Below are 19,820 nucleotides of genomic sequence, written 5' to 3' on the forward strand. Positions count from 1 at the left end.
CCGATTTGGTTGATGTGCAATGGCCGCGAGCCTACCGGATCGTCAACAGCAGCTTTCCGCCGATTGCGCTGTTCGAAGACGTGCTCGATCCCGAAGACCTGGAAGTTGCCTACGCGCTGGAAGCGCTGACCAACGATCGCCTGATCGAACAGGCCGGGGTTCTCGCCCGAGTGCGTCCCGAAGATCGACTCTCCGGCCCCGGCTCGACTCCGGTGATGGCTGCGTTTACCCACATCGGCAAACGCAGTCGTTTCTGCGACGGCACCTTCGGCGTTTACTACGCCGCGAGCAGTCAGGCTGCTGCCATCGCCGAGACCTGTTATCACCAGGAGCGATTTCTTGCGGCGACTCAGGAAGCGGATCTTGAGTTGACCATGCGGACTTACGTCAATCGGGTGGTTAAACCGCTGCACGATATCCGACACGATCACCCCGAACTGCACAATCCGGATCCGGAGGCTTACGGGCCGTCTCAGCTATTCGCCCGGCAACTGCGCGAAACCGAGTCGTGGGGGCTGCTTTACAACAGCGTTCGCCTGCCGGGCCATGAATGTGTCGCCGCGTTTAGACCTCCAGCGGTATCGATTCCGAAGCAGGGCAAGCATTTGCGGTATGTGTGGAGTGCGAGTCAGCAGAAGATTTCGTTTGTGCTTGAGATCAGTCAGGTCTGAAACGCAAAAAGCCCTCGTATCAGCGAGGGCCTTAAAGCGTTGTTTACAGCAACGGCTTGTCCGACGGCGCATCCATCACTTTCACGACATCATCGATCAAGGTCGTTCCTCAGAAACGTCGTTTTGCCTGTGCGGCGCAGGCCAAACAGAAAGAGCCCTGAACGCAGACTTTCATCGAGTACATCTGGATTGAGAAGCTGGCGTGCCATTGATTCAGCCAATACAGGGCGCTGTAAAATGCGGCTCATACGATTACACCTCTTTATGCCCACACAATAATTATCGCCAGCTCATAATTTGGCATAAAGACTGAAGTGTGAACTTATGAGGCAAAGCGATGCTTTCGGGGTTTGTAAGCGGAAGTGTGGCGAGTCCGGGGAAGAAGGGAGCAATTTCTACTGAAGCAGAAACACTGCCAAAAATATGACCACCCCAGAAACAACAAAGCCCCTGCATTTCTGCAGGGGCTTCGTTTTGTATGGTGCCGGCACCAGGAGTCGAACCCGGGACCTACTGATTACAAGTCAGTTGCTCTACCAACTGAGCTATACCGGCGTGTGGGCGACGATTATAGCGATTGGGAAGATCCTGTAAACCCCTGAATTCAGACTATTTTTGCATCGCGGCAAATTAAGCACTGTGCAATGCGTAACGCAGCATTTGTGCCTTACGCACGATAGGGCTGTTTTGCAGGACAGGCAGTGGAGTTTCGGCTTTCGCGAGGGCGAAATTATTCGCTCGGCGAGCGCCATTATTCGGCGGTTATGTCGTTTTGATTGGCCGCTTATGCACAACTGAGAGGCACGAAGTCGTACTCAGGCGAGGTTTTGTGAACCCATTCTCATTTTGTTCGCAAATCCCTGTTTTACAGGTTTTTTATTTATGTGAACAAAAAATAACCAGTGTTGTTAAGGCGACGAAACGGGCGCAGATATTGGATCCACGGCAAATCCATCAACAGAGTTATCCACAGGCTGTAAGGTTTTAAGCGCGTTCGGCGAGCAGCAGTAAATTACGCGGTGTGAGCGCGGTGTCGCAAAAAGTGCCGAGGCGTACGACGTATCCCTGTTCTTCGAGGAAAAGCGCCCGATCCAGATTCAGCCAAAGCTCCAGCGGTCGTCGGAACAATCCGCGAAGCAATTCTAGGTTGCGAACTTCGGCCAACCGCTGCCAACCAGCTGCTTCGAGTGCGGGCCAATCTGGCGAACCGATTGTGGATAACTCTTTCAGCGCTGCCAGATCACCGCAGTAATCGGCGAAGGTTTTGTCCAACCAGGCGCTGGGCAGGGACGGGGTGGGCAGGTATTCGTCAATTCCACGTACTTGCCGTTGCAGCAAATCGAAAGCCAAGCGCCGGGCCATGGAGGTGTCACGCTGACGTCGGACCCGTGCACCGGCGGTGACAGTTTCGCTCATGGGTAGAGCCAGATCTTCGAGCGAGAGCTGTAGGACGGATCGCAAACCGACGGAGGACAATGCCTGATACTCGCTGCGACTGATGCGGTTGTAACAGCAGGGCGCGATCGCCATTTGCTGGCAGCCGGCAGCACTGGCCAGTTGCATCAAGCGCACATGCAGATCGCCGCAGGCGTGGAGGGCCGCGGGTGTGTGAGTCGCGCTCAACACGGTAGAGGCATTCGCCGCCAGTACATCCTGTTCCACATGCAAAGCGTGCAAGTGATGACGCTGACTTAGTGCCTGACCGCTGGCGACCAATAGAGGGTCATATTCAACACAAGTCAGTTGCTGCCCCGCCCCCAGCAAGCGCCGCCCTAAATGCCCCTTGCCCGAGCACCAGTCCAGCCAATGCGTCGGCTGCGAAGCAAAGGACAAACGGCTGGCAAACGCCTCGATCTGCTGCCACTTGCGTCCCGGTACATCGACATTCAGCCGATGCCCCGCAGCTTCCAGCGCATGCCCCGGCAACTCACCGACCGCGCTCAGCTCAGCCGACAGCGTCGCCAATGAAGCAAACGGCTGCGGCGCATCGGCCAGATCAGCGGGTTGGTTGTGAGCACTTTCCGCGTCTTCCAGTGAGCGCCCGCGTAGCCACAAGGCCAGCTCCGGGTAGGACGCTTCCCAGGCAGGCGAAAGATGAGTGAACGGACGAGGTTTCCACAGCACCTGATGCTCAATCAAAAAAGCATCCAGCGCAGTGAAGCGGGCGAGTAACTCCTCGCCCGTCAGCACGCAGGAGGAGTCAACGCCCTTGGCAGGCATCGACGCGCAACCATCGCTCCAGCTGTTTGAATGCCTGAACGAGAACAAACGACATCAGCAGGTAAATGACGCCTGCGGTGAAGAACATATCCACGTGGAGGTAGTTGCGGGCAATGATCGTGCGGGTAATGCCGGTGAGCTCGAGCAAGGTCACCGTGCTCGCCAGAGAACTGGCCTTCAACATCAGGATGACTTCGTTGCTGTAGGCCGGCAGGCCGATGCGCGCGGCGCGCGGCAGGACGATATAGAACAATGCCTTGGCCTTGGACATGCCCAGTGCACGCGCGGCTTCGATCTCGCCCGGCGGGATCGCTTGAATGGCGCCACGCAGGATTTCGGCGATATAGGCGGCAGTATGCAGGGTCATCGTGGCGACAGCGCACCAGAAGGGTTCTCGCAAATACGGCCACATGAAACTGTCGCGTACGGCGTCGAACTGAGCCAGGCCGTAGTAGACCAGAAACAGTTGTACGAGCAACGGAGTGCCACGAAAGAAAAAGATGTAAGCGTAAGGAAATGCGCGAACAAACCAGAGCTTGGAGGAGCGCGCGATGCCCAGAGGAATCGCCAGCAACAACCCGAGAATAACGGCGATGCCCACCAGTTCGAGTGTCAGGACGGCGCCCTGAAAGAACTTCGGCAGCCACTTATAGATGACTTCCCATTCCATTACGTCGTCCTCACGAAGCCACGGGCGGCGCGTTTTTCCATGAAGTGCATGGTGGCCATCGCCAATATGGTCAGGCCCAGATACATGACGGCTGCGACCAGATAGAAGGTGAATGGATGCTTGGCGAAGGTCACGGCGTTCTGCGCATTGCGCATGATTTCTTCCAGGCCGATGACCGACACCAGAGCGGTGTCTTTCATCAGGATCATGAACAGATTGCCCAGGCCGGGCAGGGCGATGCGCCACATCTGCGGCATGATCAACCGGGTGAAGATCCGCCATTTCGACAGGCCCAGGGCCTGACCGGCCTCACGGTGTCCTTTCGGAATGGCCAGGATGGCGCCACGAAATACCTCCGTGGCATAGGCGCCGAAGCACAGTCCGAGTGCGGTTACGCCCGCCACAAAGGGGCTTAGCGCCAGGTCTGGATTGCCAAAGTATTCGCCAATGGCATTCATCGTCTTGACGGTGCCGAGGTAGATCAGCAGAACCCAAAGCAGTTCCGGCACACCACGTACGATGGTCGAGTAGGTTTCGCCAAGCCATTGCAGCGGCTTGTACGGGGAAGTCTTGGCCAAGGCGCCGAGCAGGCCGAGCACCAGTCCCAGGCATAGGGCGGTGAGAGCCAGTTGGACGGTCATCAGCGCGCCGGCAGCGAGGGCCGGGCCGAATCCGTAGAGGTCGATAATCATGGGTTTCTGTTCAAATTGCGGCAGGCAAAGTCGGGAGCCGGCGCCGTCGAATCACGGCGCCAGTCCCACAGGTCAGGATCAATAGATGCTGAACGGGAAGTACTTGTCGTTAATCTTCTTGTAGGTACCGTCGGCGACGATTTCCTTCAGGGCAGCGTTCAGCTCGTTGCGCAGTTTGTTGTCACCCTTGCGCACAGCGATGCCGATCTTGTCGCTTTCTACAACCGGGTCGCCCTTGAACTCGTAGTTCTTGCCCGCGTCGCTTTTCAGCCAGTCGTAGTTGGCGTACTTGTCGGCGAGGATCGCGTCGACACGACCGGACGTCAGGTCGAGGTAGGCGTTTTCCTGGGTGTCATAGAGTTTGACGTTGAGATCGCTGCCGTAGTTGTCTTCCAGCCAGGTGCCGGCCAGCGTGGCACGCTGGGTACCGATGGACTTGCCCTTCAGCGAGTCCTTGTCGGTTTTGAAGTCGACGTTTTTCGGTGCGATGAACTGCAGCTTGTTCGAGTAGTACGGGTCGGTGAAGTCGACCGCGCCCTTGCGCTCGTCGGTGATCGACAGCGAGGAGATCAGGAAGTCGAATTTATTCGCGTTCAGGGCCGGGATGATGCCGTCCCAGTCGGAAGTGACTACGGTGCACTCGACTTTCATCTTCGCGCACAGGGCGTCGCCGATGTCTTTGTCGAAGCCGACCACGTTGCCGCTGGCGTCTTTGTTGTTGAACGGCGGGTAAGCCGCTTCGATGCCCATCTTCAGTGTTTCGGCCATGGCACCGGCGCTGAACGCCAAGGTGACGGCGGCGGCCAGGAAGACCTTTTTAAAATTCTGCATGCATGTTGCTCCGTTAGCGGTTGCTGGACATGAATTGTTTGCAGCGCGCCGAAAGCGGGTTTTCGAACACCTGCTGAGGCGATCCTTGCTCTTCTATAAGGCCCTGATGAAGGAACACCACTTCGCTGGAGACCTGACGGGCGAAACCCATTTCGTGGGTCACGAGCAGCATGGTGCGGCCTTCTTCGGCCAATGCGCGGATGACACTAAGTACTTCCTGAACCATTTCCGGGTCAAGCGCCGAGGTGGGTTCATCGAACAGGATCACCTTCGGTTGCATCGCCAGGGTGCGGGCAATCGCTGCGCGTTGTTGCTGACCACCGGACAGTTGCGCCGGGTAGGCATGGCGCTTGTCGGCGATGCCGACCTTGGCCAGCAGCGCTTCCGCCACTTCGATGGCTTCGGCCTTGCTCTGGCCGAGCACGCGGCGCGGTGCCTCGATGATGTTGTCGAGGATGCTCATGTGCGGCCACAGATTAAAGTTTTGAAACACAAAACCAATCTCGGAGCGCAGGCGGTTGATCTGTTTACCGTCGGCGGCAATCAGTTCGCCATTTTTGGCGGATTTGAGCTTGAGTTCTTCGCCGGCCACCAGAATCTGGCCCTGGTGCGGGTTTTCAAGAAGATTGATGCAGCGCAGGAACGTGGACTTGCCGGAACCGGAGGAACCGAGGATCGAGATCACATCGCCGTCGCGTGCGGTCAGCGAGATACCTTTGAGCACCTCAAGCTGTCCGTAGCGTTTATGCAAGTTGCGGATTTCAAGCGCGGGCGTGGCCTCAGCCATGTGCGTTCCTCATATATGTTGCGCTCCTGCTGTTGGATGGCCTTCCTGGCGAGGCGGCCAAGCTAGCATAGCGTTTCAATGGCAGCCAACAGCGCTACGAGCGGTTAACGGGTGGCATGTGGCAGGTTGTCGCATCGGCACAGCAGACTGTCGCCCCATCAACAACCGAACGGGTGTTTGATCGTGCAAACCCGTGGGTGTCGCGTAAAAAAAGGCGCGATGTTGCCAGCTTTGGCGGGGTGTTGGAAGCGCTATCCGGCCGAACGTTCCTGAATCGCCCTTTTATTGTGCATCCCACACTTTTTCAGTGTGTTTCTGGTGCGCTGTTTCGTTTGAAAAGTGAGTCGCAGGGTAACGCTCTGGCGGATTGCCATTAAATCCAAGGACTTGCGATGACTGTCCGGTCGCGCGCAAAGCCGCGGCACAGAAGAGTTTGAAACATTTTGGCGCAAAACTTGCGTGCAGAATAAGGAACGCCCCGTTGGTTTCTTTTTACGAGAAAGAAAATGCCAGACGGGCCGGACGCAATCGCTTTCCTTGCAAAGGTAGTTTCGATGAGCAGTACCCCAAGCTCCAATGGCCTCGAACAGGGGCTCAAACCGCGTCATGTGACCATGTTGTCGATCGCCGGTGTAATCGGCGCCGGTCTGTTCGTTGGCTCCGGCCACGCCATCGCTGCCGCCGGCCCTGCCGTGCTGCTGGCCTACGCCGCCGCCGGTACCCTGGTGGTTTTAGTGATGCGCATGCTCGGCGAAATGGCCGTTGCCTCGCCGGACACTGGCTCCTTCTCGACGTACGCCGACCGTGCCATCGGGCACTGGGCCGGGTTCACCATCGGCTGGCTGTACTGGTGGTTCTGGGTCTTGGTGATTCCACTGGAAGCCAACGCCGCCGCAACCATTCTCCATGCATGGTTCCCTGATGTCGGCATCTGGGCGTTCGCGCTGGTCATCACCTTGTTGTTGACCGTCACCAACCTGTTCAGCGTAAAGAATTACGGCGAGTTCGAATTCTGGTTCGCACTGATCAAAGTGCTGGCAATCATCGGCTTCATCATCCTCGGCCTTGCGGCGATCTTCGGCTTTCTGCCGAACAGCCAGGTCAGCGGCGTTTCGCATCTGTTCGACAGCGGCGGCTTCCTGCCCAACGGCATGGGCGCGGTACTCGGTGCGATCCTGACCACCATGTTCTCCTTCATGGGTACCGAGATCGTGACCATCGCGGCCGCGGAATCGAAGAACCCGGGCAAGCAAATCTCCAAGGCCACCAACTCGGTGATCTGGCGGATCGGCCTGTTCTACCTCGTGTCGATCTTCATCGTTGTGGCTCTGGTGCCATGGAACGATCCTACGCTGGCCAACCTCGGTTCCTACCAGACCGTGCTTGAGCGCATGGGCATCCCGAACGCGAAAATGATCGTCGACATCGTGGTGCTGGTCGCGGTGACCAGCTGCCTGAACTCGGCGCTGTATACCTCGTCGCGCATGCTCTTCTCCCTCGGCAAGCGTGGCGATGCACCGGCCATGGCGACTCGGGTGAACAAAAGCGGCACACCTTACTGGGCGGTCATGCTGTCCACCGGCGCTGCGTTCCTGTGCACCTTCGCCAACTACGTGGCCCCGGCGGCGGTGTTCGAATTCCTGCTGGCCAGCTCCGGCGCGATCGCACTGCTGGTGTACCTGGTGATCGCTTTCTCGCAACTGCGTATGCGTAAACAACGCATGGCGCGCGGCGAGAAAATCGTCTTCAGCATGTGGCTGTTCCCGGGCCTGACCTACGCGGTGATCATCTTCATCGTCGCGGCCCTGACCATCATGTTGTTCCAGGAAGCGCACCGCGTGGAGATCCTCGCGACTGGTCTGCTGAGCCTGATGGTGGTGGCTGCCGGTTTGCTGGTGGCACGCCGTCGCAAACTGGAAAAACGTGGTGCGGTGGTGTTGAACTGATCCGTTACGCGTAACGCAAAACGGCCGCTGTCAGTGATGACTAGCGGCCGTTTTTGTTTCTGCTAACGGTTTCGAAATATTCTGCGCTTCAGATCCGAATCAGCTTTGCTCTCGCGAGAGCATGAAGTCTGAGCTGCATTTCTCTCCGTCGAACCATTCATCCCAAGTTGGTTGTTTGAGAGATTTAACAGGGTCGCTCTCGAGGTTCGCTGCTGAGTCTTCTGCTTTCGGGATTTGCCCGTCCTCGCGTGAGTCTGCTGTCTTCATCTGACTTCCTTTTCCTGATCGTGCGTGGACGTGAAGCGGAAAAAATTACTCGGCCTTGGGTTCGGTGTCTTCAACCGACTTGCCATAAGCATCCAGCGCAATCCCGAAATCGGTGATGAACTGCGGTTCGCTCAGCCAGGCTTGGGCCTCTTCGATCGTTACGCCTTCAGCCCACATGCGGTAGTCGATCAGCATGTCGGCGGCCAGGTGGGTGGCGGCCATGCCTTCGTTGTCGGCGTTTTCCATGTCGAGCAGTTCTGGATGATCAACGATGACGAACGCCAGTTCGCGCAGCAGGGTCAGCAGCATTTCGTTGCGGCTGACGGCTTCGGCGTCGCGCATTTTGCTGAACATCGCCAGGGTGTATTCCGGGATCGGCTCGGCGAGGTGGTCGAGGTCTTCGTCCTGGTCCAGCGGCTTGCGGCCGACCATACGGATTTGTTTGGCTTTGGCCTTGGCGCGTTTGGCGCGTTTCTGTTGCTTGTTCAGGGATGCCATGGGAACTCAGTTCTTCTGTTGGGTTTGCGCGGCGATCGCGTCGGACGCCGCCACATAGTCGGCCTGGAAGGCCGGGGATTCGATCCACGCCAGCGCGCCGGCCTCGTCGGTTTCCTGCGACCACTGGCGATACTCGATCAGCGCGGCGAGGATGAAATCCATCGCGCCTTCTTCGCCTTCCTGCTCGTAGACCAGTTCCAGCAGCGGGTCTTCGAGGAACGCGGTGCACAGCGCTTGCTGGCTGATCTTCTCGGCGTCGATCATTTTCTTGAACAGCTCGGTCAGGTCCACCGATTCGAAGTCGATGCGATCATCGTTCGGGTCCAGCTCGACCGGCGCTTCGGCGCGTTTGGTGCGGTTCTGTTTGGCCTTGGCTTTGGCCCGGGTGGCGCGTTTTTGCTGCTTGTTGGCGGAGGCCATGATGTGTTCCGTCGTGCGTTGAGAGGGGCTCAGCTGCGCGGCACTTGCCGCCCGGGAGTATCGGGGGCCAGTTCTCCGGTTTGCAGCCAGGTCAGAGCGATGGGCCATAGTGTGGCTTGGTATGCGCTGCGAAAAAAGGCGAAATGTCCGACTTGTTGTTCGTTGATGTCCTGCGGTTCGATGCGCAAGTGGGTTTTTGCAGCGTTACTGAAGTAGTCGAGCAGGCGTTCGATGGCGGGAAGGGTGCCGTAGGGATCGTCGCTGATGCTGATCGCCAGTGTCTGTGCGCGGACGTTGGCGAAGGGCAGGGCGCCGCTCTTTTTCATCAACGCGCGACCACTGGGGCGCTGTTCGTAACGCGCTGCAGGCGTGCTCCAGTCGCGCACTACACCGGCCGGCGTATCCTCCAGCCAGCCAAGACGTTTGCCCGGGAAGTAACCGCAGACCAGCGTCAGCAGTGGCATCAACACATGCCATTTGCCGAACATGCGCCAGCGCTGTTCGGGGGCGTAATCGCGCCAGTAGGCGAACTGCGCACCGACGGTGACCAGCCGTCGGATAAACTTTCCCGACTCACCGAGGCCAGCGGCGCAGCCACCAAAACTGTGGCCGACCACATCGATCGGCTGACCGGGAAATTGCCGTTGTGCGCGTTTGAGCATCGCCTCGAAATCCAGCGCGCCCCAGTCTGTCCACGAGGCCTCAAGGCCTTTCATTGAGTCGGGTCGAGATTCGCCGATGCCACGGTAGTCGAAGATGATCACATCGAAACCATTGGCGAACAGATAGGCCGCGAAACGCGAGTAATGGCGACAGCGCACGGACGTGGCGGCGTTGATGATCACCACCGGGCGCTGAAGGTCGGGCAGGGCATGACGCCAGGTGAAACCGCCAAGGACAAAACCGTCGGCGGCTGTTTCCTTGAAGGCTTCATTTTGCAGCTCGGCAGCCAATAGCGGCTTGCGCTGCAGAGCTGGCAATGGAGGCGTGTCCTGAAAACTCATGGCGCTCGACCTTCGCGGGTAGCTGGCAACAATAGTCTCAGTGCATCCAGCGGACAATCCGCAGCGCTTATTCAGTGGACTCGGTGAGTAAGCGTTCCTCGATCAATGCTTGCTCTTTTTGCAGCTCCGCTCGCAGTTCTTCCACACTTGGCAGCACCGTTTTATAGCTGCTGGCAAACAGTTGCTCACTGCCTTTGAGTATTGAGTAGCGCGCGACGGCCTCGTTGTCCTGTGAACACAGAATGATCCCGACAGTGGGTTTGTCGCCTTCACTGCGCTTGAGTTCGTCGTACATGCGCACGTACATGTCCATCTGTCCGACATCACGCGCACTGAGCTGGCCGCGTTTGAGATCAATGATCACGAAGCATTTGAGCAAGTAGTTGTAAAACACAAGATCGATGTACAGATCCGAGCCATCGGCGCTGATGCGTTGTTGTCGAGCGACAAAGGAAAACCCTTTGCCCAGTTCAAGCAGGAAGCTCTGCAGGTGATCGATGAGCGCTTGCTCAAGTCCGGTTTCGTTGACCTTGCCCGGCGATGGCAGGCCGAGAAACTCGAGAATGACGGGGTCGCGAATGAACTCGCGTGGATGGCAGTTCAGGGCGGCAATGTTGGTTGTGGCTTCGTCGATCACACCGGCCTTGTCCCGGCTCATCAGCAGGCGTTCGTAGTAGAGGGTATTGATCTGGCGATCCAGAGCGTGGCTGGACCAGTTGAGGGTGGCGCACTCATCCATGTACCACTGGCGAGCCTTGTCACTTTCAACCCGCAGGAGCCTGCGATAGTGCGTCCAGCTCAATTCGGGACGCAGTGCGTCTCGAATTGGGAAGGTCTGATAGAAAAGGCGCATCTTGCGCAGGTTGGTCTCATCAAATCCCTTCCCGAATTGAACCGTCAGATCCTTCGCCAGTATGGCCAGCAACTGCTTGCCATACCCCGCTCGCCGGGCGCCGTCCTGTTCAAGCTCAACAATATGCCGGCCAATCTGCCAACAGGTCTGAACCTGAATCGTATCGACCACACGCAGCACTTTTTGCCGTGCCTGACGGATCAGTTCGCCAAGATCGCCCAGCAATGAATCGATTTTCGGGTCTTGCAGGTCAGCAGGTTTCAGCGGGCTCATCGAATTTTCCGCATCATTGAAAACAGAAGCGTCAGCATGCCGAGAACCGCTTGCGAAGGATGTCGGCCGAGCCTGCGAAGCCAGCAGGAAGACGGGATGGGTGTTGCAGGAAGTTGCTGGCGAAGAGCGCTTTTGGTGGTTTCGGTCTGTAGTCCATTTCGCACAGGCCCCGAGCGATTAATCACGGGTGCCAGGCGCGGAGGTCGCGGTTGATTGTGCGTACAATCGCGGCCCTCACGCTTTATGGTCAGAAGGATGTTGGAATTGAAAGGGATTTTGCGTTTTGGCTCCGTGGCGAGCCTTGTTGCGCTGTTGGCCGGTTGTGGAACGATGACGGGGCGCTTGAGTGGCGCCTCGCCAGAGCCTTACTACAAGGGTGTCGACGGCAATTTACGCCTGCTCGGCGTGAGGGATGACGACGGCAAGCCAACAGCGGTGATCTGTTATGTCACGATCGTTTGCCCTTTGATAACTGTCGTATCGCTACCGGTAGATGCCGCCGTGGATACCGTTCTGTTGCCCATCGACTACGTCAATACGCTCTGAAACCGCTGACCTGATTATCGTCGTATGCGCTTGCCTTTGGGCTTCTCCGCCGGCTCCTGCACTTTGCGATAAATCCATAGGCCGAACACCCCGGCAGCCAGCAGAAACACGGTTCCTAGGCTTTGCGAGACAAACTCGATCCAGAACCGTCGTGGTTGCACAGCTAGGTAATAGGTGTGCTTGGGGCCACGGTTGGTGGTGGTGATGGCGCCGCTGATCCAGCTGTCGATCAGTATGTAGATCGATGCACACAGGGCGAAGGCAATCAGTACGCCGACGAGCACGGTCAGCCAGAAGGTTGTCCGGCTCTGGCGATACGGCGGCGGATGGGGCAGGGGAATGCGGGTTCTTTTCTGATTCATGAAGTGTTACTGCAAACGTCCTTTTGCGCTCAGGAAACGGCTGGTTCTTGATGTTGCTCAGTCAGGTTTTTCCGTCCGTCAGAGGGTCGCCCGGCGAGGTGTGCGCTTTCGGCAATCACCTTGAGGATCTCGATCACTCCCGGAGTCAGCGCAGTGCCAAGGCAAATGCGCACACCCGTGGTTGCATGCCCGTCGGCGAAGAAGATGCCGTTGCCGGCCACGTGGCAGCCGCGTTCGCTGGCTAAATCCTGCAATGCCGACATGTCGGTGTGTAGCGGCAGTTCAATCCAATGGATGAACCCTCCACGTGGCGGCACGTACACGGTGCCCGCAGGGAAATCCGTGCGCACCAGCGCTTCGACAAAACTGGCCAGCGACGACAGTTGCGAGCGGAGTCTGGCGCAGTGCTCTTCCATGTAGCCGCGCCCGATAAATTCGTTGAGGACATTTTGCGCAAGGCTGGAAACCGCCAGATTGCGCGAAAACATCTGCGCCAGAATGGCATTGCGGTACTTGCCAGCCAGACACCAGCCGACGCGATAACCCGGCGCGATGGTCTTGGAGAACGACGAGCAGTAAATCGTCTGCCCGCTGGTGTCGTAGCTCTTGATGGCGCGGGGGCGATCGCCTTCCGGCACCAGGTCGAAGAAGATGTCGTCCTCGATAATCGGCACGTCCGCTTCGCGTGCGATCTGTGACAGCCGTGCGCGAGTCTCGTCGGGCATGATGAAACCTCGCGGGTTCTGCAGGGTTGGGTTGAGAAAGATCACCGCGACCTTTTTCAGCTTCAACGCTTCTTCGAGGTGATCGACATCGAGACCGAGTTTACCGTGCGTGCGGATGGGCAAGGCACGCATGCCCAAGCGTTCGATGGTCTGCAGGATGCCGTAATAAGTCGGCGTTTCGATAGCGACCGTAGCGCCTTTCGAGGCGACGGCTTCGAGGGCCAGTTCCAAGGCAATGGTGTCGCCCGACGTCACCAGAATATCGTCCGGCCCGCAGACCACGCCACGGGTCAGCATCAGCCCGGCGATGCGTCGTCGCAGTGCCGGCAGACCGGGCGGTGCGACCAGTCCGGTGAGCGAGTTGTCAGCTTTGCCAGCCAATACCGACAGGCACTTGTTGAGCAGCACGTTGGGTGTGAGGTCGCTGTGCAACACCGCTGAATTCAACGACGCGGTGGTGCGCGAGGCCGCTTGGGAGAGCATCGCGACCACCGCATGATTGACGTTGACGGTGACACTGGAGAAGTCAAAACCCCTGGCGGGTTTTGCTTGTCCGGAGGCTGAGACGAAGTAGCCGATGCGCGGTTTGGTCGAAACGTAAGCATCGGCTTCCAGATCCGCCAACGCGCGTTGAACGGTGGTGATGCTGGTTTCAAACATTCGCGCCAGCGTACGGATCGAGGGCAGTTTCGCTTCGGCTGCCCACTCACCGCTGTCGATCTGACGAATAATCCAGTCCTTGACTATCCGCCAGCGCTTGTCCGGTAGATCAAACCTGTCCATAAGTTCTCTGTGATGTCTCGAAACAATTCAGAGAAAGTAGAGCAAAACGACTCCCGTTGCAGCAACTATGACGATGTTGAGCGCAACCAGGCCGAAGGCGAATCGGATCAGGTTGTTTTCTTCATGCCGATTGGCGCCCGCCAGCCCGGTGATCAGCGACAGGATCGACAGCGACCCCAGTGCGCCATGCCCGGCGGCACTGTTGACCATCGCGGCCAGCCATGCACCGTGTTCGCTGCTCAGCGCGGCGATGGACGGCATGACGAGGGTGTTGCCGCCGACGTTGGAACCGGTGACGTAACCGGCAAGCCCCGCCAGCACTGCGATGGTTGGCGCCAGGGAAATCCCCGACAACGATTGCAGTGTGCGCTGTGCTTCGACCAGGAAACCGGCGTTGACCATCACCTGCGAAAGCAGCAGGAACAGGAAAATTGTCGTGACCGGAAACTTCGCCCGGTTGAACAGCGCTCGCCACGGGAAGCCTGCGGCGGCGCTTTGCTTGATTGCCATCAACAGCGTGACGATCAGCAACGCCAGCCCCGGGGAGGCCAATGGCTTCCACGAAACATGCTCGCCTTTAATGATCCACAGCGCATCCCAGCCCGACAGGACGAACAACCCGCGCGACGCAACGATTACCCCCAGCAAGGCCAGATAGGGCCAGGCTGCGTTCGGCCAGCGCACCAGTTTCTTCCGTTGTGCATAAGAGATCCCCAGGCCGACGCAAGCCACTGCCAGACCGGCCAGCACACCGGAGACTTCCGGGCCGATCCACAGGTTGATGGAAAACAGCACCGCGACGAACAGCGCCGTCACCACGATCAGTCCAAGCCACGGCGAAACCTTACGGATGCCACCCTGCCACAGAGCAATCGCCGCCAGGCAGAGGAACACTGGCGCACTGATCAGCGCCGAATGACTACCAAGGGTTTGCGCCGGCAAGTGCGCCAATAGCGCGCCGATCACGGTGGCCAGACCCAGTGTGCCCCACGGCATGATGACCATCCCGGCGAGGGCGATTTTCATCCCCGACTGGCGGGCGAATAGCCCCATCAGCAATGGCACGGTTGCGATCAGCGAAACGCCGAAACCGGTCATCGCTTCAAGCAGCGGTGCGAGGCCCAGCACGATGAAGATGACTTGCGCCGGCGGCGTCCAGCCGAGTTCCTTGACCCAGGCGCCGATGGCCTGCGGCGCACCACCGCGCTCGACCAGGATGACGAAGGCCAGCCCCGGGATGATCACGCACGCCGTGCTGAGAAACAGGATGGTGGTGTCCTGAAAGATGGCCGTGCTGATTGCCGCCGACACAGGCCCGGCTGCGCCCAAGGCCCACAGCACGAGCACCAGCACTACGCCGGCCAGTGCCGCTTGCACTGGCGGTCGGCGGACGATAAGGATCAACGCGATCACCAGCGCGATCGGTGACATTTGCAACAAGAGAGAACTCATACCCGGTTTTCCTTAACTTAATCGTGAGTCTGCCCGCTGTACTCGGTCGCCCGCATGGACGCCCGCTCACAAAAAGTCTGATACCACTCGGTCAGGCGTGCTTGAGCGGAAAAGTCCGAGAGTTGGCGAAAGGCGATCCAGTCGAGCGCGGTCGCCAAGGCAATGTGGCCGAGGGTGATCGGGCCATTGAGGTCGACGTGTTCCTCGATGAAGCGGTAAGCCTCCTTGAGTTTGAACGCCTGGCCGTCGGCGTAGGCCGGATAGCGCAAGGCTTCGGGGCGGCGCTCGACTTCCCAGCGCAGCTTGATGCCGACATCGCACATGCCCTGCGCCAATGCTTGCAGGCGCAGCGCCTTGTAGCGCTCAGGGCCGTTTGCCGGGATGAGTTTTGGCCCGTCACTCAGGTCGTCGAGGTATTCACAGATCACGATGGAATCGAACAGCGCCGTGTCGTCAGGCAGGATCAGCACCGGCACTTTGCCCAACGGATTGGCCTTGTAGATGGTCTCGTTTGGCGACGTCGGGCTGGTCTCGTGGTGGATCACTTCCAGGCTCGACGCGATGCCGAGTTCGTGAGCCAGCACCAGCACCTTGCGGGCGTAGGGTGAATGCGTCTGGTAGAAAAGCTTCATGCTGAAGTCCCTGTCTCAAGGATGGCTGTGGCTGCTCGATGGGCGTCCATGAACAGACGCGAAGGCGCGCCCGCCGAGGTGACGTAGTGGTTGTAGTAGCAAGAACCTTCGGCGAGCGGGCCGAGTACCCAAATGTTGCGCACCGGTTCGCCAGCGCTCGATTTCGGGTGGCACGCGGCGTCGACATCGATGCCGTCGATGCCCGGTTCGTCGGTTCTCGGGCGGATCAGGCCCAGTCGCGCCAGATCACGCACCGGCGCGCAGTCGCTGTTGCTCACGCCGCTACTCTGGACATAACCGGCGACGCGTTTGAAGTCGTTGATCGCAGGACGTGAGCCGGGCTTGAGGAATGTCAGCAGGCCGGCGTCACACAGGGCGAGCAGGTCGGCGTGGCGCTCTTTTTGCGGGCCCGCAACGAGGCGGTTGATCGCCTTGTGCCAACGGCCATAGAACTGCCGATGCGACGCGTCGGTCAGCCCGTCGAAATCGACGGCCTCACGCAGGCGGTCACGCAGATCGCGCCAGACTTCGATGGCGGCTTTGATCGCCGATCCTCCGCGCCCCAGGCGCGACTCGTGCAAATCGGCTTCGAGGGTGTCGTAGATCCAGGCGTGATAGTTGTAGGGCTGCACGTCGTCGGGCAGTGCATGCCAGATCAGCGCCTGCGGATCGATCGCACCACCAGTCGCCTCGTAATCGCGTAGTAACGCTTCACAGGCGACAACACCGGGTTCGCCAGCAACGCTAACGGCCCTGAGTCGCTCCAGCACCTGCTCTGGCGCTGATGGGCTGTGCACGACGGCGACGGCCGCCGCACGCATCTCCAGCAGCATCAGCGGCAGGATGTCCTGTTCGAAGTCCAACTGTCGGTTATTGCTGCTTGCCCGCAGGGATTCGATGCGCGCACTCGTCAGCAGTACGGCGCGATGGCGCGGGCATTCAATCAGGCCGTTAGGTCGGGTGCGAAACGGCAACCCGTCCCGCGACTGGATAAAGATCACCGGTTCCTGGCCCGAAGGCTGATAGGCGTGACTGCCGTCGGCCATGCGCTTGTAGCGACCGCCCCTGCCGGAGGTCAGCGCCGCCAGGGTGTCCATCGCACCTAGCCCAAGCCCTTCGACCAGCACGGTTTCGCCGGGCTCGATGGTGGCGAGGCTGCCGGGCAGCGGATAGACATCATCAACGCGGTTGCGATCCGCCGAGCGCAGGCGACCGGTATGGCCGACCGTCAGAATCAGCCGATCCACGGTGACCGCAGCCCCCGAAGCGGTCTGCAGCAGGTATTGCTGACCCGCGTTGCGCTCGACCGCGGTGACGGCCTGCTGATGCAGGTTCACGCTCACCCAGTGCGGTGCCGTCGCGAGGATTTGCGCGAAGGCGTCCGCCAGATAGGCGCCGAGCAAATGGCGCGGCAGAAAGTCCTGCGGCTCGACGTCACGGCCGTCGGCGGCGAGCAGTCCGCTGTCCGCGTCGACCTTGATGCGCTGCTCGTGGCACCACGTCAGGAAATCCGCGCCCGGCCGCTCCCGCGCATCCGCCAGGTTTCCGAAGGCTGCTGCGTCGGGGAAAACCCCGAGTTGACCGGCAACGGTGTTGAGCAGCAGATAGTCCGGTTGATCCGGCCAATGCGCGCCGCTTCCGAGCACATTCGGATCGAAAATATCGATGACGACTGGCTGCTCCGGGCGCGTTTCAGCAAGGCTCAGCAGGCGTTCGAAAATCGACAGCCCGCGTGAGCCGCAGCCCACCAGGCCGATGTGCAGAGGCGCCTTCACCATCTGCGCTCCTCCCCGAAGAAGGAGGGGATGGCGACCGCCGAACCGTCCTTGACCGCGATGTCGTGGATCATCCGGCCAATTGCCAGATCGAGGATGCCCATGCCGAACGGCGAATAAATCAGCGGCTTGTCCGTGGCAACCTGCAGGTCACCGCGAATCAATTGCCCGACGGTGCCGGTAACGAAATCACGATGACCGTACTTTTGCTCGGCCAGATGAGGTGAGGTATTGGCTTTCAAGCAATGGGTCACGTCGTCGAAGTAGTTGTAACTTTCTTCGATGATCTCTGCGCCGATATCCCGTAGCGAGATGTTCAGCACGATCTGCCCCGGGCGGAAAGTGCCGCTGCCGTTGACGTAGGGTTCGCCGGCACTGGTGGCGAACACCACGATGTCGGCGCTCAGTGCCTCGTCCAGCGACAACAGCTGTACATCCGGCACCCCGAGCTGTTTGCCGAAGGACGACAGCGCTTGCGCTGACTCTGCGTTGAGGTCGTGAATGCCCACGCTGTCGAACGACCAGTCATCGGCGATGAACGTCTCAAGGATGTTCCGCGAAATCACCCCGCCGCCAATGATCGAGAGTTTCTGTGCGCTCTTGCTCTGGCCATTCAGCCACCAGGCACCGAGCACCGCCGACGCTGCGGTGCGCACGGCACTGATCAGCGCGCCTTCAAGCAGCGCATAGGGATAGCCGGTGTCAGGATCGTTGAGGATCAGCACCGCCGAAGCACGCGGGATGCCCGACTTGATGTTGTCGGGATAGCTGGCAATCCACTTGATCCCGGAGACGGACTGATCGCCCTCGCTGTCGACGATCGCCGCCGGCAAGGCAATGATCCGGTTCGCCGGTTGCGCCGGAAAACGCAGGAAGTAGCTATCCGGGTTAACGGTTTCGCCGCGCTCGTGGGTCAGGTAGGTCTGGGCGACCATGTCGATGGTTGCGTGACGCAGCCCGTTGAGGATGTCCTTGACGACGGCGCCTGGGATGACATGGAACGGTTGAATCGGGTTCTGTGTGGTCATGGGGATTACGCCGAGAGTGCCAGAGCGATTTCTGGGAAGAGTGATTGCAAAGCGCTTGCGCCGATCCGCTGGGTGACCCAGTCATCGGAGTAGATGGTTTCGAGGTAGCGCTCACCCATGTCGGGGGAGATCGCCACGACGACATCGTCAGGACGGATGTGCGGCGCCCATTGCTGGATGCCCGCCAGGACAGTGCCGGTGGAGCCACCAAAAAGCAGGCCGTAGCGTTGCGCCAGCCAGCGGCAGACCTTGATCGTCTGTTCCTCGGCGATCGATACGAAGTCGTGAATCCCCGACGGCTCGAAGATCTCTGGCAGACGGCTGGTACCCAGCCCTGGGATATGCCGCGTACCGCCCGGCAGACCGAAGGTCACCGAGCCGACCGTATCGACGGCAATCACTTTGGTGTGCGGATGGTGTTCGGCGAAGTAGTTCTTGCAGCCCATCAAAGTACCGGTGGTACCGGCGCCGACGAACAAGTAGTCCACGTGTGGAAATTTATGGGCGATGGACTTCGCGGTAGCTTGATAGTGAGCGAGGGGGTTAGTCGGGTTTTTGTACTGATTGAGCCAGATGTAGTCGGCGTTCTCTGCGACCAGTTGCTCGATCAAACGGATACGCGAATTCAGGTAGCCGCCGTTTTCGTCACGCTGATCGACCATGATCATTTCGGCACCCAGTGCCTGCATGAGTTTTCTGTTCGGCGCAGAAATGTTCGGGTCGATCACACAGACAAACTTGTAACCCTTGGCGGCGCAGACCATGGCCAGCGCGACCCCCAGATTCCCCGAGGAAGACTCGACCAGGCGGGTCTTATGGTGAATCCGGCCCTGGTTTTCCAGATCCGTGATCAGGGCATGTGCGGTTTTGAGCTTGATCGATCCGGCAGGATTCAGTCCTTCGATTTTCAGCTGAATCGTTGCGCTGCACAGATCGCCAATCTGCACATAACTGTCTTCATTGATAAGTTGCTTGATCATACGTCGTCCGTTTCGCTCTTTTGCCGGGCGCACAGGGGCGCCAGCATTCATCCTGGAATGTTTGAAAAGCAGTAAATGCAGTTCGCCTGTTGGGTTTGTTTTTAGATTTTTTAGCTGGACAGGAAGTGACCTTGCGGTGGACGCCGATCTATTCAAAAAATCAGGTTTTGCGCTCTGAGGGCTTCAGGGGCCCAGAGTGTTGCGGGGCGCAAAGTAGAGCCAGTCGTTGGCTCGCCAAGGCTTGGAGGAATACTGGCGAATTTTCCTACATGGGGAGAGATACAGATTTTGGGTATTTTTCAGTACAGGCGGGTTTGAGGTGTATCGAGAGGAGGGCGTTGCGGGGCGGACAGATAGGCGTGATCAAATCGCAGGCATAAAAAAACCCTGAATCTTGCGATTCAG

The 19,820-nt window shown here is 59.0% G+C and carries 19 protein-coding genes, 1 tRNA gene and 1 pseudogene; 3 read left to right on the plus strand and 18 right to left on the minus strand.

Translation table 11 applies throughout. The annotated features are described in order from the left end of the window. Positions 1–5: 5 nt before the first annotated feature. Positions 6–671, plus strand: coding sequence for an RES family NAD+ phosphorylase (locus J0G10_RS02535; RefSeq protein ID WP_425355400.1), 666 nt, complete (start codon positions 6–8; stop codon positions 669–671). 98 nt (positions 672–769) lie between these two features. On the opposite strand, the pseudogene J0G10_RS02540 reads toward J0G10_RS02535, so the two are convergent. The 7 genes and pseudogenes from J0G10_RS02540 to J0G10_RS02570 all read right to left on the minus strand — a co-directional run. Then, positions 770–919, minus strand: a pseudogene (locus J0G10_RS02540) (ATP-binding protein); the annotation flags it as partial. A 231-nt stretch (positions 920–1,150) separates the two neighbouring features. After that, positions 1,151–1,226 (minus strand) — tRNA-Thr (locus J0G10_RS02545). Positions 1,227–1,655: 429 nt separating this feature from the next. Continuing rightward, positions 1,656–2,891, minus strand: a complete 1,236-nt coding sequence (locus J0G10_RS02550; RefSeq protein ID WP_220557340.1) for a methyltransferase — start codon at positions 2,889–2,891, stop codon at positions 1,656–1,658. After that, the gene (locus J0G10_RS02555) at positions 2,872–3,561 is read right to left on the minus strand and encodes an ABC transporter permease (RefSeq protein WP_095047148.1); all 690 of its coding nucleotides are present in this window, start codon (positions 3,559–3,561) and stop codon (positions 2,872–2,874) included. The genes J0G10_RS02550 and J0G10_RS02555 overlap by 20 nt, the downstream gene beginning before the upstream one ends. Continuing rightward, positions 3,561–4,253: an ABC transporter permease gene (locus tag J0G10_RS02560; RefSeq protein ID WP_095047149.1), complete on the minus strand. Its 693-nt coding sequence runs from the start codon at positions 4,251–4,253 to the stop codon at positions 3,561–3,563. Before J0G10_RS02560 ends, J0G10_RS02555 begins: the two co-directional genes overlap by 1 nt. A 78-nt stretch (positions 4,254–4,331) precedes the next feature. Continuing rightward, on the minus strand, positions 4,332–5,084 hold the full coding sequence (locus J0G10_RS02565) for an ABC transporter substrate-binding protein (protein ID WP_220557342.1): 753 nt from the start codon (positions 5,082–5,084) through the stop codon (positions 4,332–4,334). 13 nt (positions 5,085–5,097) lie between these two features. Further along, positions 5,098–5,871 carry an ABC transporter ATP-binding protein gene (locus J0G10_RS02570; RefSeq protein WP_093430016.1) on the minus strand — a complete coding sequence of 258 codons (774 nt, stop codon included), beginning with the start codon at positions 5,869–5,871 and terminating at the stop codon, positions 5,098–5,100. A gap of 554 nt (positions 5,872–6,425) precedes the next feature. On the opposite strand from J0G10_RS02570, the gene gabP reads away from it, so the two are divergent. Beyond that, entirely contained in the window at positions 6,426–7,817 is a 1,392-nt protein-coding gene (gene gabP / locus J0G10_RS02575) for a GABA permease (RefSeq protein ID WP_007909168.1), read from the plus strand. Positions 7,818–8,129: 312 nt separating this feature from the next. Here the strand turns inward: gabP and J0G10_RS02580 are convergent, their stop codons facing one another. The 4 genes from J0G10_RS02580 to J0G10_RS02595 all read right to left on the minus strand — a co-directional run bounded on the left by J0G10_RS02580 (position 8,130) and on the right by J0G10_RS02595 (position 11,132). Next, positions 8,130–8,582 (minus strand): hypothetical protein, encoded by a 453-nt coding sequence (locus J0G10_RS02580; RefSeq protein WP_095047151.1) that lies wholly within the window; start codon positions 8,580–8,582, stop codon positions 8,130–8,132. A 6-nt stretch (positions 8,583–8,588) separates the two neighbouring features. Continuing rightward, positions 8,589–9,002: a hypothetical protein gene (locus J0G10_RS02585; protein ID WP_008080543.1), complete on the minus strand. Its 414-nt coding sequence runs from the start codon at positions 9,000–9,002 to the stop codon at positions 8,589–8,591. Positions 9,003–9,031: 29 nt separating this feature from the next. Continuing rightward, positions 9,032–10,006: an alpha/beta hydrolase family protein gene (locus tag J0G10_RS02590; protein WP_220557343.1), complete on the minus strand. Its 975-nt coding sequence runs from the start codon at positions 10,004–10,006 to the stop codon at positions 9,032–9,034. Positions 10,007–10,073: 67 nt separating this feature from the next. Next, on the minus strand, positions 10,074–11,132 hold the full coding sequence (locus tag J0G10_RS02595) for a PDDEXK nuclease domain-containing protein (protein ID WP_220557345.1): 1,059 nt from the start codon (positions 11,130–11,132) through the stop codon (positions 10,074–10,076). A 255-nt stretch (positions 11,133–11,387) separates the two neighbouring features. Between J0G10_RS02595 and J0G10_RS02600 the strand changes: the two genes are divergently transcribed. Then, complete coding sequence (locus J0G10_RS02600; RefSeq protein WP_176471275.1) at positions 11,388–11,678, plus strand: YceK/YidQ family lipoprotein; 291 nt, start codon at positions 11,388–11,390, stop codon at positions 11,676–11,678. A 14-nt stretch (positions 11,679–11,692) separates the two neighbouring features. Here J0G10_RS02600 and J0G10_RS02605 read toward each other — a convergent pair whose 3' ends face one another. The 7 genes from J0G10_RS02605 to sbnA are packed head-to-tail and all read right to left on the minus strand — an operon-like array spanning position 11,693 to position 19,415. Beyond that, positions 11,693–12,040 carry a hypothetical protein gene (locus tag J0G10_RS02605; RefSeq protein ID WP_095047154.1) on the minus strand — a complete coding sequence of 116 codons (348 nt, stop codon included), beginning with the start codon at positions 12,038–12,040 and terminating at the stop codon, positions 11,693–11,695. Positions 12,041–12,069: 29 nt separating this feature from the next. Further along, positions 12,070–13,548 (minus strand): aminotransferase-like domain-containing protein, encoded by a 1,479-nt coding sequence (locus J0G10_RS02610; RefSeq protein WP_095125295.1) that lies wholly within the window; start codon positions 13,546–13,548, stop codon positions 12,070–12,072. Between the two features lie 27 nt (positions 13,549–13,575). Beyond that, positions 13,576–15,000: an L-lactate permease gene (locus J0G10_RS02615; RefSeq protein ID WP_095047156.1), complete on the minus strand. Its 1,425-nt coding sequence runs from the start codon at positions 14,998–15,000 to the stop codon at positions 13,576–13,578. A 17-nt stretch (positions 15,001–15,017) separates the two neighbouring features. Next, positions 15,018–15,632, minus strand: coding sequence for a glutathione S-transferase family protein (locus J0G10_RS02620; RefSeq protein WP_034153023.1), 615 nt, complete (start codon positions 15,630–15,632; stop codon positions 15,018–15,020). Continuing rightward, positions 15,629–17,410: an FAD/NAD(P)-binding protein gene (locus J0G10_RS02625; RefSeq protein WP_095125297.1), complete on the minus strand. Its 1,782-nt coding sequence runs from the start codon at positions 17,408–17,410 to the stop codon at positions 15,629–15,631. Before J0G10_RS02625 ends, J0G10_RS02620 begins: the two co-directional genes overlap by 4 nt. Beyond that, the gene (gene sbnB / locus J0G10_RS30175) at positions 17,404–18,435 is read right to left on the minus strand and encodes a 2,3-diaminopropionate biosynthesis protein SbnB (RefSeq protein ID WP_309475308.1); all 1,032 of its coding nucleotides are present in this window, start codon (positions 18,433–18,435) and stop codon (positions 17,404–17,406) included. Before sbnB ends, J0G10_RS02625 begins: the two co-directional genes overlap by 7 nt. A gap of 5 nt (positions 18,436–18,440) precedes the next feature. Next, entirely contained in the window at positions 18,441–19,415 is a 975-nt protein-coding gene (gene sbnA, locus J0G10_RS30180) for a 2,3-diaminopropionate biosynthesis protein SbnA (RefSeq protein WP_320413760.1), read from the minus strand. Positions 19,416–19,820: the final 405 nt, after the last annotated feature.

Source organism: Pseudomonas germanica (assembly GCF_019614655.1).
Taxonomy (GTDB): domain Bacteria; phylum Pseudomonadota; class Gammaproteobacteria; order Pseudomonadales; family Pseudomonadaceae; genus Aquipseudomonas; species Aquipseudomonas neuropathica.

Coding starts and splice junctions, on each gene's coding strand:
- J0G10_RS02590 (WP_220557343.1), bottom strand. CDS start 10,006: ATGAGTTTTCAGGACACGCCTCCATTGCCAGCTCTGCAGCGCAAGCCG.
- J0G10_RS02610 (WP_095125295.1), bottom strand. CDS start 13,548: ATGGACAGGTTTGATCTACCGGACAAGCGCTGGCGGATAGTCAAGGAC.
- J0G10_RS02600 (WP_176471275.1), top strand. CDS start 11,388: ATGTTGGAATTGAAAGGGATTTTGCGTTTTGGCTCCGTGGCGAGCCTT.
- J0G10_RS02625 (WP_095125297.1), bottom strand. CDS start 17,410: ATGGTGAAGGCGCCTCTGCACATCGGCCTGGTGGGCTGCGGCTCACGC.
- J0G10_RS02615 (WP_095047156.1), bottom strand. CDS start 15,000: ATGAGTTCTCTCTTGTTGCAAATGTCACCGATCGCGCTGGTGATCGCG.
- sbnB (WP_309475308.1), bottom strand. CDS start 18,435: ATGACCACACAGAACCCGATTCAACCGTTCCATGTCATCCCAGGCGCC.
- J0G10_RS02560 (WP_095047149.1), bottom strand. CDS start 4,253: ATGATTATCGACCTCTACGGATTCGGCCCGGCCCTCGCTGCCGGCGCG.
- J0G10_RS02550 (WP_220557340.1), bottom strand. CDS start 2,891: ATGCCTGCCAAGGGCGTTGACTCCTCCTGCGTGCTGACGGGCGAGGAG.
- J0G10_RS02620 (WP_034153023.1), bottom strand. CDS start 15,632: ATGAAGCTTTTCTACCAGACGCATTCACCCTACGCCCGCAAGGTGCTG.
- J0G10_RS02555 (WP_095047148.1), bottom strand. CDS start 3,561: ATGGAATGGGAAGTCATCTATAAGTGGCTGCCGAAGTTCTTTCAGGGC.
- J0G10_RS02570 (WP_093430016.1), bottom strand. CDS start 5,871: ATGGCTGAGGCCACGCCCGCGCTTGAAATCCGCAACTTGCATAAACGC.
- J0G10_RS02605 (WP_095047154.1), bottom strand. CDS start 12,040: ATGAATCAGAAAAGAACCCGCATTCCCCTGCCCCATCCGCCGCCGTAT.
- gabP (WP_007909168.1), top strand. CDS start 6,426: ATGAGCAGTACCCCAAGCTCCAATGGCCTCGAACAGGGGCTCAAACCG.
- J0G10_RS02595 (WP_220557345.1), bottom strand. CDS start 11,132: ATGAGCCCGCTGAAACCTGCTGACCTGCAAGACCCGAAAATCGATTCA.
- J0G10_RS02580 (WP_095047151.1), bottom strand. CDS start 8,582: ATGGCATCCCTGAACAAGCAACAGAAACGCGCCAAACGCGCCAAGGCC.
- sbnA (WP_320413760.1), bottom strand. CDS start 19,415: ATGATCAAGCAACTTATCAATGAAGACAGTTATGTGCAGATTGGCGAT.
- J0G10_RS02565 (WP_220557342.1), bottom strand. CDS start 5,084: ATGCAGAATTTTAAAAAGGTCTTCCTGGCCGCCGCCGTCACCTTGGCG.
- J0G10_RS02585 (WP_008080543.1), bottom strand. CDS start 9,002: ATGGCCTCCGCCAACAAGCAGCAAAAACGCGCCACCCGGGCCAAAGCC.